This is a genomic window from Streptomyces sp. BV286 (genome assembly GCF_019090165.1).
GTDB lineage: Bacteria > Actinomycetota > Actinomycetes > Streptomycetales > Streptomycetaceae > Streptomyces.
In genome coordinates, this window is record NZ_JAHRIB010000135.1 from 1 (window position 1) to 13,674 (window position 13,674).

The following is a 13,674-nucleotide window of genomic DNA, read 5'->3' on the forward strand; positions in this document are numbered from 1 at the left end:
GCCCTGCTCGGCGCCGCCACCCCCGCCGCGGCCGCCGCCGACAAGGGCCGGGGCCGCCCCGTCCTCCCGCCCGGCCGCCTCGGCATCCAGCTCTACAGCCTCCGCGACAAGGTCTCCACGCTCGGCTTCGCGCCCGTCTTCGCCGAGCTGAAGAAGTACGGGTACGACGAGGTCGAGTTCGCCGGCTACACGCAGGGCTCGGCGGGCCCGATCACCCTCGCCCAGCTCAAGCGGCTGGCCCGCAACCACGGCCTGAACCCCATAGGCAGCCACGTCGGCTACTACTCCAGCGATCCCGGCGCCTACACCTTCGCGCAGAACCTCGAGAAGGTGCTCGACGACGCCCAGGCGCTCGGCCTCAAGCACATCGGCACCGCCTCGGGCCCGTTCCGCTACGGCTCCACGGTCGACGCGTGGAAGCGCGCGGCCGAGGAGTTCAACACCTACGGCGCGGCGGCCCGGGCCCGCGGCATGAAGTTCTACCAGCACAACCACTCCGAGGAGTTCTCTTTCGCGACCGACAATCCGAAGGTCCGCCTCTACGACGTGCTGCTCGCCGAGACCGACCCGAAGCTCGTGTACCTGGAGATGGACATCTTCTGGGCGTACTCCGGGGCGTTCCGCTTCTCGAAGCGGCCCGACGGCACGCCCGCGCCCTTCGAGCCCCTCGACTACGTGCTCAAGCAGCCCGACCGCTTCCCGCTCTTCCACGTGAAGGACGGTGTCAGCGACCCGTCGAACACCTACGGCTACCGCATGACGGACGTCGGCGACGGTGACATCGACTACCAGCGCTTCATCTCCGGCGTCACCCGCCTGCGCGGCCACCGGCTGGCGCACCACTGGCAGGCCGAACACGACAACCCCGTCGAGTCGTTCGCGTTCGCCCGCAAGTCGAGCAAGCACCTGCATTCCCTGCGGGAGCAGTGCGGCGAGTAGCCGTCGGCCGCGAAACGGTCGGTCCCGGGGCGTCGGAGCCCCGGGACCGACCGTTTCTGGTTCCGGTGCGTACGGCCCCGTATCCGCTGTCGAACACGAGGACGCCCGGCTGGGAATCCCAGCCGGGCGTCCGCCCGAACGCTGTGCGGTTCTAGTCCGTATCCCGGCTGATCGGCATCGGGTTGGCCGTCAGGTTTTTTGCTTTCGGCCGGCCCGGTGGGGTCAGGAAGAGGGCGATGCACGCCGCGAAGAGTGAGATCGAGCCCGCCAGGGTGAATGCCCCGTTGTGGCCCCAGTTGTCGACCACGACCTTTCCCATACCGGCGCCGAGCAGGCCGGACACCAGCTTGGAGCTGTAGACCAGCCCGTAGTTGGACGCGTTGTTGTTCTCGCCGAAGTAGTCCGCCGTCATCGCCGCGAACATCGGGAAGATGGCGCCTCCGCCGAATCCGGAGATGCTGGAGAAGAGGAGGAACAGCGGGAGGTTCTTGAGGTCGGCGGACCACAGGATTCCGTACTGCGAAAGGCCGAGGACGATACAGACGAAGATCAGGCAGCGCTTGCGTCCGTAACGGTCCGAAAGCCAGCCGATCACTCCCCGGCCGGTGCCGTTGACGATGGCCTTCATCGACATGGCCGTCGCGACGATCCCGCCCGCGAAGCCGGCCTCCTCGCCTATGTCGACCTGGAAGGCGATGCCGAAGATGTTCACGCCTGAGGTGCACAGCAGGCAGAACCACATCAGCGCGACCCGCCCGGTCCGCCAGGCCTCCCCGGGGGTGTACTGCTTCACGGCCGGCGGGTTCATCGCCATCGCGCGACGGGCCCGCGGGTCGTCCGGCGGCCGCAGCGGGTCGACCTCGGCGGGCCACCAGTTCTTCGGCGGGTCCCGGAAGAAGTAGCCGGCCACTGCCACCATCGCGGCCAGGAAGAAGCCGACGGACACGAGGACCCAGCGGAAGTTCGTCAGGTCCATGTAGTTGGTGAAGAGGAAGACGAACGGCACGGAACCGTAGGCGAAACCGCCGTTGACGAAGCCGGTCTTGCCTCCCTTGCGTTCCGGATACCACTTGCCGACCATGTTCACGCAGGTCGCGTACACCATGCCGGCGCCCATACCGCTGAACATGCCGAACCCGACGTACGCGACGATCACATGCGGCGCGAACGCGAGGGACAGATATCCGAGCAGTGTGCCGAGAGCGCCGAGCATCATCGCCCAGCGGGCGGGCAGTTTTCCGCTTTCCCTGAGCTTTCCGGCGGGGAAGGCCACAGCTGCCTGGAAGAACACCCAGACACCGAGCATCCAGAAGATGTGCCCGTCGTTCCAGCTGTGTGCGATGTGCAGTGTGTCCTCGGCCGACGCGAACGCGTACTCGGCCGAACTGATGCCCATCATGCCGATCCACGGCAGGATGACCATCCACTTGCGCTTGCGGCCCATGATGTCGATATCGGTCTCGCCGAGCCGATACACACGGCCGTTCCGGTCAGTCACCTCCCTGTAGGGGACGGGTGTCGAGATGTCGGTGGTAGTCATGACGGAATGCACCCCTTGTGTCGAAAGAGCTGGCCAGCGCCCCCTGTCCAATTCCTTTCGTGCTTTCGGGGTCGGGGGCGGCCGCACGGCCGCCCCCTCCTCGATCACCTCATCGGCCGCCCCCCAACAACCCGGCCGCCCGCGCCCACCGGTACTTGGCGCCCAGCACCGCGACAGGCTTCTCCGTCGTGTACGGGTACGCCACGACCCCGTGCTCGAAGAGGTACTGGCAGGCCTCCTCGACCTCGACGTCGCCCGCGAGCGACGCCACGACGGGCTTCTCGATCCCGCGCTCGCGGAACTCGGCCACCACGCGCGCGGTGAGCTCGGCGAAGACCATGGGAGGGGTCACGATGGTGTGCCAGTAGCCGAGGACCAGCGAGTGGATCCGTGGGTCCTCCAGGCCCAGCCGGATCGTCGCCTCGTACGTCGACGGCGGTTCGCCCCCCGTGATGTCCACCGGGTTGCCGGCCGCCCCGAAGGGCGGGATGAACTCACGGAAGGACGCGTCGAGGTCCGGCGGTATCTCCATCAGGGAGAGCCCGTTGTCGGTCACCGCGTCGGACAGCAGCACACCGCTGCCGCCGGCACCCGTGATGATCACGATGTTGTCGCCCTGCGGAGTCGGCAGCACCGGCAACGCGCGCGCGTACTCCAGCATTTCGTTCAGCCCGGGAGCCCGGATGACGCCGGCCTGCTTCAGGATGTCCTCGTACACGGCGTCGTCGCCCGCGAGGGCCCCCGTGTGCGAACCCGCGGCCTTGGCGCCGGCCGCGGTGCGGCCCGCCTTCAGGACGACCACCGGCTTCTTCGGGACGGTCGCCCGGGCGGCCTCCACGAAGGCCCGCCCGTCCTTGAGGTCCTCCAGGTGCATGGCGATGCACTTGGTGTTGGGGTCCTCGCCGAACCATGTCAGCAGGTCGTCCTCGTCCAGGTCCGACTTGTTGCCCAGCCCCACGATCGCGGAGACGCCCGTCTTCGTGGTGCGCGCGAAGCCCAGGATGGCCATCCCGATGCCACCGGACTGCGAGGTCAGCGCGACACCGCCCTTCACGTCGTACGGTGTGCAGAACGTGGCACACAGGTCGTGCCACGTCGAGTAGTAGCCGTAGATGTTCGGCCCGAGCAGCCGGACCCCGTACCGCTCGCCGATGGCCACGATCTCGTCCTGGAGCTCGTGCTCCCCGGTCTCCGCGAATCCGGAGGGGATCAGTACGGCGTTGGGGATCCCCTTGCGTCCCACCTCCTCCAGGGCCGAGGCCACGAACTTGGCCGGGATGGCGAAGACCGCCACATCCACCTCACCGGGAACGTCGGTGACACTCTTGTACGCCTTGCGGCCCAGAATGTCATCGGCCTTGGGGTTCACCGGATGGATCTCACCGGCGAAGCCGCCGTCGATGAGGTTGCGCATGACCGAATTGCCGATCTTGCCCTGCTCGTTGGAGGCGCCGATCACCGCGACCGACGCCGGCTGCATCAGCCGGCGCATCGAGGTGAGGATCTCGTCGCGGCTGTACCTGCGGCGGGGCTTGGCCACCGTCTCGGCGAGGATGACCCGGATGTCCGCGGCCATCGCGCCCTCCGGGGTGGCGATCACCGGGTTGAGGTCCACCTCGGCGATCTCCGGGAAGTCCGAGACCAGTTCGGAGACGCGGCGGATCTGTTCGGCGACCGCCCACCGGTCGACCGCGGGAGCACCCCGCACACCGCGCAGGATCTCCGCGGCCCGGATCGAGTCCAGCATCGACAGGGCCTCGTCCGCGTCGACGGGCGCCAGCCGGAACGTGACGTCCTTCAGGACCTCGACCAGCACACCGCCCAGCCCGAAGGCCACGACCTTCCCGAACGTCGGGTCGGTCACCGCGCCGACGATGACCTCCTGTCCCTGGGCGAGCAGTTCCTGCACCTGTACGCCCTCGATACGGGCGTCCGGCGCGTACGCACGCGCGTTGTCGATGATTCTGTGGAACGCGGCGCGTACGTCGCTTGCGCCCTCCACGCCGACGATCACGCCGCCCGCGTCGGTCTTGTGGAGGATGTCGGGGGAGACGATCTTCATCACGACGGGTCCGCCGAAGCGGGCCGCGTACGCGACCGCCTCGTCGACGTCCGTCGCCAGCTCCTCGCCGGGGACGGCGATCGCGTACGCGTCGGCGAGCACCTTGCCCTCGGGCGCGGTCAGCGTGGTCCGTCCCTCGGCCCGCACGGCGTCCAGGAGCGCACGCACCCTCAGCACCCGGTCTTCGGCCATCAATCAGATCACTCCGTTCGACTTGAGCAGGCGCAGCTCCTCGTCACCGAGACCGAGCTCGCCGACGTACACCTCTTCGTTGTGCTCGCCGAGCAGCGGCGAACTGGTCACGTCCACGGGGGAGTCGGAGAGCTTCAGCGGGCTGCCCACGGTCACGAAGTCGCCCCGCTCGGGGTGCGGCACCGTCACGACCATCTCGTTGGCGACCAGCGACCGGTCCTCGATGATCTCCTTGGTGGAGAGGATCGGGCCGCACGGGATGTTGTGGGCGTTGAGCTTCTCCAGCACCTGCCACTTGGGGAGCGTGGACGACCACTCCTCGATCAGCTGGAACATCTTGGTGAGCTGGGGCAGGCGGGCCTCCGGGGTCGCCCACTCGGGGTCCTCCGCCAGCTCGGGCCGGCCGATGAGCTCGGAGAGCGGCTTCCAGCCGACGGGCTGCACGATGACGTACACGTAGTCGTTGGGGCCGCCCGGGGCGCACTTGACCGCCCAGCCGGGCTGGCCGCCGCCGGACGCGTTGCCGGACCTGGGAACCTCGTCGCCGAAGTCGTCGTTGGGATATTCAGCCAGCGGCCCGTGCCCGAGGCGCTGTTGGTCCCGCAGTTTCACCCGGCACAGATTCAGCACGGCGTGCTGCATCGCCACGTTCACGCGCTGCCCGCGCCCGGTGCTCTCCCGCTGGAACAGGGCGGCGAGGATCGCCGCGACCGCGTGGATCCCGGTGCCCGAGTCGCCGATCTGGGCCCCCGTCGCCAGCGGCGGCCCGTCCTCGAAGCCGGTGGTCGACATCGACCCGCCCATGGCCTGAGCGACGACCTCGTACGCCTTGAAGTTGGTGTAGGGGCCGTCCCCGAACCCCTTGATGGAGGCATAGACGATCCGCGGATTGATCTCCTGGATGCGGTCCCAGGTGAAGCCCATGCGGTCGACCGCGCCCGGCCCGAAGTTCTCGACCATCACGTCGGAGCGCCGGATCAGCTCGGTGAGGATCTCCTTGCCGCGCTCGGTCTTGGTGTTGAGGGTGATGCTCCGCTTGTTGCAGTTGAGCATCGTGAAGTAGAGGGAGTCGACGTCCGGGAGGTCCCGCAGCTGTTTGCGCGTGATGTCTCCGGTCGGTGCCTCCAGCTTGACGACGTCGGCGCCGAGCCAGGCGAGCAGCTGGGTCGCGGACGGTCCGGACTGGACGTGCGTCATGTCGAGGACGCGGATGCCTTCGAGAGCCTTGGCTGAGGTCGACGTTCCTGCCGTGGAGGTCATGGGGGTCATCGGGGACACCTCACTTGTACATCGTCTGGTTCATGGTTCCGGGGGCGTACGCGTCCGGGTCGACCCAGACGTTGATGAGTGACGGCTTGCCCGACTCGCGGGCGCGCTGGAGGGCCGGGGCGATGTCGGCGGGGTCGCGGACCTCCTCGCCGTAGCCGCCCAGCATCTGGGCGAACTTGTCGTAGTGGACGTCGCCGAGGGTGTTGCCGACCCGCTCGCGCTCCAGGCCGTACTTCGCGGCCTGGCCGTAGCGGATCTGGTTCATGGAGGAGTTGTTGCCGACGATGCCGACGAAGGGGAGGTTGTACCGGACGAGCGTCTCGAAGTCCCAGCCGGTGAGGGAGAAGGCGCCGTCCCCGAAGAGGGCGACGACCTCCTTGTCGGGCCGTGCCTTCTTGGCGGCGAGCACGAAGGGGACGCCGACGCCGAGCGTGCCGAGGGGGCCCGGGTCCATCCAGTGCCCGGGCGACTTGGGCTGTACGACCTGCCCGGAGAAGGTGACGATGTCGCCGCCGTCGCCGATGTAGATGGAGTCCTCGGTGAGGAAGTCGTTGATCTCGCTGACCAGCCGGTAGGGGTGGATCGGTGAGGCGTCCGACTTCAGGCTCGGCAGTCGCTTCTCGAGGGCGGTCTGTTCGGCGGCGCGCAGTTCGTCGAGCCACTCCTTGCGCTTCGACGCGCCCCCGTTGATGCGCCCGGAGACGGCCTCGGTCACCGACTTCAGGACGAGGCCCGCGTCCCCGACGATCCCGAGGTCGATGTCCCGGTTCTTGCCCACGGTCCGGTAGTCGAGGTCGATCTGTACGACGGTCGCGTCCTGCGACAGCCGCTTCCCGTAGCCCATGCGGAAGTCGAAGGGCGTACCGACGATGACGATGACGTCCGCGTTGGAGAAGGCGTACCGGCGTGACAGCTGGAAGTGGTGCGGGTCGCCGGGCGGCAGCGTGCCGCGGCCGGCGCCGTTCATGTAGGCGGGGATGTTGAGGGCGCGTACGAGGTCGATGGCGGACTCGGTGCCGCGGGTCGTCCACACCTGGCTGCCCAGCAGGATCGCCGGCTTCTCGGCGTGCACGAGGAGATCGGCGAGTTTCTCGATGGCCTCGGGGTCGCCCGCCGAGCGGGTCGAGGCCCGGTACTGGCCGGCGGCGGGTACGCGTGCCTTCTCCACCGGCACCTTGGCGTCCAGGACGTCACGCGGGATCTCGAGGAAGGAGGGCCCCGGCGCCCCGTGATAGCACTCGCGGAACGCCATCGACACCATGTCGGCGGCCCGCGCGGTGTCGGGCACGGTCGCCGCGAACTTGGTGATGGGCGTCATCATGTCGACGTGCGGGAGGTCCTGCAGGGAGCCCATCTTGTGCTGGGTGTGCGCCCCCTGGCCGCCGATCAGCAGCATCGGGGACTCCGCGCGGAAGGCGTTGGCGACGCCCGTCACGGCGTCGGTCGTGCCGGGTCCGGCGGTGACGACCGCGCAGCCGGGCTTGCCGGTGATGCGGGCGTAGCCGTCGGCGGCGTGGGCGGCGACCTGCTCGTGGCGTACGTCGACGACCTCGATGCCTTCGTCGACGCAGCCGTCGTAGATGTCGATGATGTGGCCGCCGCAGAGCGTGTAGATGACCTCCACGCCCTCCGCTTTGAGTGCCTTGGCGACCAGGTGCCCACCGGAGATGAGGTTCTGGCTGTTGTCGTCGGGCATGGCGAAGTCCTGTCCCTTCGTAGGGGATTGGGCGCGCGGAAGTGCAGCTCATACGTGGTGCGCGCACTGTTCGTGGATGCCGTCGCGGTACATTGCATACAGTCGACGAATACTGTATGAAGCTTGTTATCCCGCATCCGGTGGGTGGTGTCCAGGGGGCGTGCGGCACTTTTAAGAGGGAGCCGAGATGGACCTGTTCGAGCACCAGGCAAGGGAACTCTTCGAAGAACACGGCATCTTGGTGCCGAGGGCGGAGGTCACCGACTCGCCCAAGGAGGCACGCGAGGCAGCCCGCAGGCTCGGCGGCCGCGTCGTCGTCAAGGCGCAGGTGAAGACCGGTGGACGCGGCAAGGCGGGCGGTGTGAAACTCGCCGCCGACCCGGCCGCCACCGAACTGACAGCACGCCAGATCCTCGGCATGGACATCAAGGGCCACACGGTCGGAAAGGTGATGGTGGCCCAACCGGTCGACATCGAGAGCGAGTTCTACGTCAGCTACGTACTCGACCGGGCGGCCGGCCGTTTCCTCGCCATCGCCTCGGCCGAGGGCGGCATGGACATCGAGGAGGTCGCCGCGACCCGGCCCGACGCCGTCGCGCGGGTCCACATCGATCCGGCCGAGGGCGTCACCCCGGCGAAGGCCACCGAGATCGCCGAAGCCGCGGGCCTGCCCCCGCAGACCGTCGACGTCCTGGTCAGGCTGTGGGACGTACTGATCCGCGAGGACGCCGTCCTCGTGGAGGTGAACCCCCTCGTCCGTACGGTCCAGGGGCAGATCCTCGCCCTCGACGGCAAGGTCACCCTCGACGACAACGCACGCTTCAGGCAGGCACGTTGGGGCGGCCAGGAATCCACGCACGACGACCCGCTGGAGGCGGCCGCCGCGGCCAAGGGCCTCAACTACGTGAAGCTGGACGGCGAGGTCGGCATCATCGGCAACGGCGCGGGCCTCGTCATGTCGACCCTCGACGTGGTCGCCGGTTGCGGCGCCCGCCCGGCCAACTTCCTCGACATCGGAGGCGGCGCCTCCGCCCAGATCATGGCCGACGGCCTCTCCGTCATCCTCTCCGACCCGGCCGTCAAGTCGGTCTTCGTCAATGTCTTCGGCGGCATCACCGCCTGTGACGCGGTCGCCGACGGCATCGTTCAGGCTCTGGAATCGGTCCACTTGACCAAGCCGCTGGTGGTCCGCCTCGACGGGAACAACGCCGTGCGCGGTCGTGCCATCCTCGACGACCGCGCACACCCCCTGGTCCAGCAGGCCACCACCATGGACGGCGCCGCGCGCCGCGCCGCCCAACTCGCCAACGCCAACGCCAGCTGAAGGAGCGGGACATGGCCATCTACCTCACCAAGGAGAGCAAGGTCCTCGTCCAGGGCATGACCGGCGGCGAAGGCATGAAGCACACCCGTCGCATGCTCGCGGCGGGCACCGACGTCGTCGGCGGGGTCAACCCGCGCAAGGCCGGACAGAGCGTCGACTTCGACGACCGTGCCGTCCCCGTCTTCGGCTCGGTGGCCGAAGGCATCGCGGCGACCGGCGCCGACGTCAGCGTCGTCTTCGTCCCGCCCGCCTTCGCCAAGGCGGCAGTCGTCGAGGCCGCCGACGCCGGCATCGGCCTCGCGGTCGTCATCACCGAGGGCATCCCCGTCCACGACTCGGTCGCCTTCACCACCTACGCGAGGGCGAAGGGAACCCGGGTCGTCGGCCCCAACTGCCCCGGCCTGATCACCCCGGGGCAGTCCAACGCGGGCATCATCCCCGCCGACATCACCAAGGCCGGCCGCATCGGCCTGGTCTCCAAGTCGGGCACCCTCACCTACCAACTCATGTACGAGCTGCGGGACATCGGCTTCTCCACCTGCGTCGGCATCGGCGGCGACCCCGTCGTCGGCACGACCCACATCGACTGCCTCGCCGCGTTCCAGGACGATCCCGACACCGAACTCATCGTCCTCATAGGCGAGATCGGCGGCGACGCCGAGGAACGCGCGGCCGCGTACGTCCGCGACCACGTCACCAAACCCGTCATCGGCTACATCGCCGGCTTCACCGCCCCCGAGGGCAAGACGATGGGTCACGCCGGCGCCATCGTGTCCGGCTCGTCCGGCACCGCCCAGGCCAAGAAGGAAGCCCTGGAAGCGGCGGGGGTACAGGTGGGCGGCACCCCGACCGAGACGGCCCGGCTGGTGCTGGCCCGGCTCGAAGCGGAACGTGATGTCACTCATAGGTGACGTGACGTCACTTTCGGGCGCAGCTGCGCCTCGCTAGCTTCCCCCTACGACGTCCCCGTACGCGAGTACGCACTGCGGTGCTCCCGTACGCGGGACGAGCCATGCACGACCGCCCCCGACTGTGCACCGAGAGCGGAGCAACCGAATGGCACCCACCCTCACCCTCAAGTCCCGCACCTCGTGGGCCGACGCCTGGCAACGCTGCCTGGCCACGGCACCCGAGGCCTTCAGGGACGACCGAGTCCTCAACCTCTGGGGCGCCGCCTGGCAGGCGGACGGCCGGGCCCTGCCCGCCACCAGCCCTGTCGACGGCAGCCCCGTCGCGGGCCCGCCCCGGCTGGACGGCGCCACGGCCCACCAGGCCGTCCGCGCCTCCCTCGACCAGCACCGCGCCTGGCGGCACGTACCCCTCGAAGAACGCCGGGCCCGCGTCGCGGCCACCCTCGACGCGCTCACCGAACACCGCGAACTGCTCGCCCTCCTCCTCGTCTGGGAGATCGGCAAGCCCTGGCGTCTCGCGCAGGCCGACGTCGACCGCGCCATCGACGGCGTGCGCTGGTACGTCGACGGAATCGAACCCATGATCGCGGACCGGACCCCGCTGGACGGGCCCGTCTCCAACATCGCGAGCTGGAACTACCCGATGAGCGTGCTCGTTCACGCCATGCTGGTACAGGCACTGGCAGGGAACGCGGTCATCGCCAAGACCCCGACCGACGGCGGCGTCGCGTGCCTCACCCTGGCCTGCGCGCTCGCCGCACGCGAGGGCATACCCGTCACCCTCGTCAGCGGCAGCGGCGGCGAGCTGTCGGAGGCGCTCGTGCGCGCGCCCGAGATCGGCTGCGTCTCCTTCGTCGGCGGCCGCGACACGGGCGCCGCCGTGGCCACGGCCGTCGCGGACCTGGGCAAGCGACACGTACTGGAACAGGAGGGCCTGAACACCTGGGGCATCTGGAACTACTCCGACTGGGACGCGCTGACGGCGGCCGTCCCCAAGCTCTTCGACTACGGCAAGCAGCGCTGCACGGCCTACCCGCGCTTCGTCGTCCAGCGCGAGCTGTTCGACCAGTTCCTGGCGGCGTACCTCCCGGCGGTTCACACCCTCCGGGTGGGGCACCCCCTGGCCGTCGAGCAACCCGACGACCCGTACCCCCAGCTGGACTTCGGGCCGGTGATCAACGCGGCCAAGGCGAAGGAACTGCACGACCAGGTCGCCGAGGCCATCGACCGCGGCGCCGTCCCCCTGCACCGCGGCCGGCTCGCCGACGCCCGCTTCCTGCCCGGCCAGGACACCTCGGCGTACGTCCAGCCGGTCACGATCCTCAATCCGCCGCCGTCCTCCCCGCTCCACCACGCGGAACCCTTCGGCCCGGTCGACACCATCGTCCTGGTCGACACGGAGGCGGAACTGCTGGCCGCCATGAACGCCTCGAACGGCGCGCTGGTCGCGACGCTGTCCACGGACGACGAGGCCACGTACGACCGCCTGGCCCCGCAGATCCGGGCCTTCAAGGTCGGCCACGGAAAACCCCGCTCCCGGGGTGACCGCGACGAACTCTTCGGCGGTTTCGGCGCGTCCTGGCGCGGCGCCTTCGTGGGCGGCGAACTGCTGGTCCGCGCGGTGACGCACGGACCGGCGGGGGAGCGGTTGCCGGGGAACTTCCCGGAGTACCACCTGATGCCGTGACCACGGTGGTGCGACCGTCATCGTCACGTCGACCGTCATCGTCACGTCGACCGTCGTCGTGACGACTGTCGTCATCGTGACGATGTGACCGTCACGATGACGAGGCTGTCACCGTCATGACCATGACGGCGTGAGTGTCGTGACCACGATGCGGTGATCACGAGTGGGCGGCGCCGCGCGCCCGGCGCCGCCCACCGGCACAGGAGCCGACCGCGAACCTGGCCTAGCCGATGCCCTGCCGGTCCGGGTGGAGGGCGAAGGCGCGGTCCGCGGCCTCCGGCACGGTCCGTTCCACAGCCTGGACCAGCAGCGCGCGATGCCGCAGCAGCGGCGCCCGACGGTCCTCGGGAACGGCGTCGAGAAGATCGTCGAACCCGGCCAGCAGACGGCGGGTGACCTGAGGACTGCGCACCGCGCAGATCCGGACCTCGGCGAAGGCGAGGTCGACCAGCTCGGTCCACCCCGGCACGGGCTGCACCAGCCGGACGGTGCCCTGCCGGTCCCGGTGCAGCGAGGCGCCGAGCGGCCGCCGCGCCACCGAGGACAGGAACTGCACGATCCGGTCCACGGCCTGCACCGCGGTGGTGGGGTCGTTCACCGCGGCCGACAGGGCGCGCAACGCGATGTCCGACAACTGCCGCAGCCCGAACCCGAGATCCTGGTGATACGTCCGCTCGGCACCCACGGCCACCCGGAAGCCCAGCGTTCCCAGCCCCTTCGTGGCGGGGCCGCCGTGCACCGAGAACACGGGTGTGCCCGGCACGACGAAATCCCCGATCCGCGGGACGAGCCGCAGTACGACGCCGTGCTGCCGCGCGGCACGGACGAGCCGCGCGATGTCGACGTCCCGCAGCACCCCCGCGCGGCCGTGATGGGCGAACCGGGCGGTCTCGGCGCCGAGACCGACGGGTTCGTCCGCCGAGATGTCCAGTGGCATGTTCGCGACGACCCGCAACGCCTCCGAGGCGATCAGGTCCACGACGTGCCCGACCCGCATCAGCCGCAGGGTCGAGTTCACGTACAGGACGAAGAGGATCACGCTCAGCCCGACCAGGATCAGGGTGAGGACGGCCTGGACGAGCGGGATGGACGACACGAGCGCCGGATCGCTCTGACTGTCGTACGAGGTCAGGACGAGCAGCGACTGGACGAAGGTCGCCAGGAACACCGCGAAGGTGACCTTGGTGATCCGGCTGCGTACGAAGATCCGTACGATGCGCGGGCTGAACTGCCCGGCGGCCATCTGCACGGCGACGAGCGAGATGCTGAAGACGACACCGATGAAGGTCATCATGGCCGCGCTGACCGTGGTGACCACGGTCTTCGCGTCCTCGGCGATCCCCAGCAGATCGCTCACCGTGTCCTCGTCGCCCGCGTCGCGCAGGGCGGTGAGGATCGCGTCGTCCACGGCGGTCGCCGCCGACCACACCACCACGACCAGGACCAGCGCGGCGCTCGGAGCGAACCAGAACGTGTCCCTCAGATGCTCCCGCAGCGGCGAGAACGACCGGGGACGCCGCCCCCGGGGGAGCCCGACCGTAGTTTTCCAGTCACCCATGGTGAGACTGTAGGTGCGCCCTGCACGCCTCGCCGGGAACCCCGCCGAAGCACGGAAACGCAGGTGAAGGCCACTCCGAAAGCTTGGTATTGTTGTCCATGTCGCCGCGGGGAACACCCCCGTCCAGGCGGCAGACACCTGGTCCGGGTGGCGGAATGGCAGACGCGCTAGCTTGAGGTGCTAGTGCCCTTTATCGGGCGTGGGGGTTCAAGTCCCCCCTCGGACACACAGAACACAGGAACACGTACAGAAACACAGACCAGACGCCTACCGGTGCTGACCGATTCTCGGTCGGCACCGTCTGCGTTTCGGGACCGCCCGCCGCCGGGGTACATCACCCGCTCGCTGATCCGCGGGGTGGCTGTTGTGCGGCCCGGCCGAGGCGGACCGTCATGCCGGCGGCAGCCAAGCACGCTCGAGGCCGTGGACCAGGCGGCCGCCCTTGCACGGGCAAGCCCCGCTCCCCCGAGGGCTCGGTCGCCCGAGGCTTGATGTC

At 69.2% G+C, this 13,674-nt stretch carries 9 protein-coding genes and 1 tRNA gene; 5 read left to right on the forward strand and 5 right to left on the reverse strand.

Annotated features, from left to right (window positions below):
* Positions 1-939 (forward strand): sugar phosphate isomerase/epimerase (locus KUF83_RS19165; RefSeq protein ID WP_217455954.1); only part of this gene is annotated, 939 nt, incomplete at its 5' end.
* A 151-nt stretch (positions 940-1,090) separates the two neighbouring features.
* On the opposite strand, the gene KUF83_RS19170 is transcribed toward KUF83_RS19165, so the two are convergent.
* The 4 genes from KUF83_RS19170 to KUF83_RS19185 all read right to left on the reverse strand — a co-directional run bounded on the left by KUF83_RS19170 (position 1,091) and on the right by KUF83_RS19185 (position 7,698).
* On the reverse strand, positions 1,091-2,479 hold the full coding sequence (locus KUF83_RS19170) for an OFA family MFS transporter (RefSeq protein ID WP_217455955.1): 1,389 nt from the start codon (positions 2,477-2,479) through the stop codon (positions 1,091-1,093).
* 109 nt (positions 2,480-2,588) lie between these two features.
* Positions 2,589-4,733: an acetate--CoA ligase family protein gene (locus KUF83_RS19175; RefSeq protein WP_217455956.1), complete on the reverse strand. Its 2,145-nt coding sequence runs from the start codon at positions 4,731-4,733 to the stop codon at positions 2,589-2,591.
* 3 nt (positions 4,734-4,736) lie between these two features.
* Positions 4,737-6,002, reverse strand: a complete 1,266-nt coding sequence (gene frc, locus KUF83_RS19180) for a formyl-CoA transferase (protein ID WP_217455957.1) — start codon at positions 6,000-6,002, stop codon at positions 4,737-4,739.
* A 10-nt stretch (positions 6,003-6,012) separates the two neighbouring features.
* Positions 6,013-7,698 carry a thiamine pyrophosphate-binding protein gene (locus KUF83_RS19185; RefSeq protein WP_217455958.1) on the reverse strand — a complete coding sequence of 562 codons (1,686 nt, stop codon included), beginning with the start codon at positions 7,696-7,698 and terminating at the stop codon, positions 6,013-6,015.
* Positions 7,699-7,885: 187 nt separating this feature from the next.
* On the opposite strand from KUF83_RS19185, the gene sucC reads away from it, so the two are divergent.
* The 3 genes from sucC (at position 7,886) to KUF83_RS19200 (ending at position 11,620) form a co-directional block, all read left to right on the forward strand.
* Complete coding sequence (gene sucC / locus KUF83_RS19190; protein ID WP_217455959.1) at positions 7,886-9,022, forward strand: ADP-forming succinate--CoA ligase subunit beta; 1,137 nt, start codon at positions 7,886-7,888, stop codon at positions 9,020-9,022.
* 11 nt (positions 9,023-9,033) lie between these two features.
* Positions 9,034-9,933, forward strand: coding sequence for a succinate--CoA ligase subunit alpha (gene sucD, locus KUF83_RS19195; RefSeq protein WP_217455960.1), 900 nt, complete (start codon positions 9,034-9,036; stop codon positions 9,931-9,933).
* A gap of 145 nt (positions 9,934-10,078) precedes the next feature.
* The gene (locus KUF83_RS19200; protein ID WP_217455961.1) at positions 10,079-11,620 is read left to right on the forward strand and encodes an aldehyde dehydrogenase family protein; all 1,542 of its coding nucleotides are present in this window, start codon (positions 10,079-10,081) and stop codon (positions 11,618-11,620) included.
* A 223-nt stretch (positions 11,621-11,843) separates the two neighbouring features.
* On the opposite strand, the gene KUF83_RS19205 is transcribed toward KUF83_RS19200, so the two are convergent.
* The gene (locus KUF83_RS19205) at positions 11,844-13,178 is read right to left on the reverse strand and encodes a DUF2254 domain-containing protein (RefSeq protein WP_217455962.1); all 1,335 of its coding nucleotides are present in this window, start codon (positions 13,176-13,178) and stop codon (positions 11,844-11,846) included.
* Between the two features lie 141 nt (positions 13,179-13,319).
* On the opposite strand from KUF83_RS19205, the gene KUF83_RS19210 reads away from it, so the two are divergent.
* Positions 13,320-13,404 (forward strand) — tRNA-Leu (locus KUF83_RS19210).
* Positions 13,405-13,674 lie beyond the last annotated feature (270 nt).

Bases quoted from the DNA above. Each gene is read 5' to 3' on its own strand.
- KUF83_RS19170 (WP_217455955.1), bottom strand. From the start codon at position 2,479: ATGACTACCACCGACATCTCGACACCCGTCCCCTACAGGGAGGTGACT.
- KUF83_RS19175 (WP_217455956.1), bottom strand. From the start codon at position 4,733: ATGGCCGAAGACCGGGTGCTGAGGGTGCGTGCGCTCCTGGACGCCGTG.
- frc (WP_217455957.1), bottom strand. From the start codon at position 6,002: ATGACCCCCATGACCTCCACGGCAGGAACGTCGACCTCAGCCAAGGCT.
- KUF83_RS19185 (WP_217455958.1), bottom strand. From the start codon at position 7,698: ATGCCCGACGACAACAGCCAGAACCTCATCTCCGGTGGGCACCTGGTC.
- sucC (WP_217455959.1), top strand. From the start codon at position 7,886: ATGGACCTGTTCGAGCACCAGGCAAGGGAACTCTTCGAAGAACACGGC.
- sucD (WP_217455960.1), top strand. From the start codon at position 9,034: ATGGCCATCTACCTCACCAAGGAGAGCAAGGTCCTCGTCCAGGGCATG.
- KUF83_RS19200 (WP_217455961.1), top strand. From the start codon at position 10,079: ATGGCACCCACCCTCACCCTCAAGTCCCGCACCTCGTGGGCCGACGCC.
- KUF83_RS19205 (WP_217455962.1), bottom strand. From the start codon at position 13,178: ATGGGTGACTGGAAAACTACGGTCGGGCTCCCCCGGGGGCGGCGTCCC.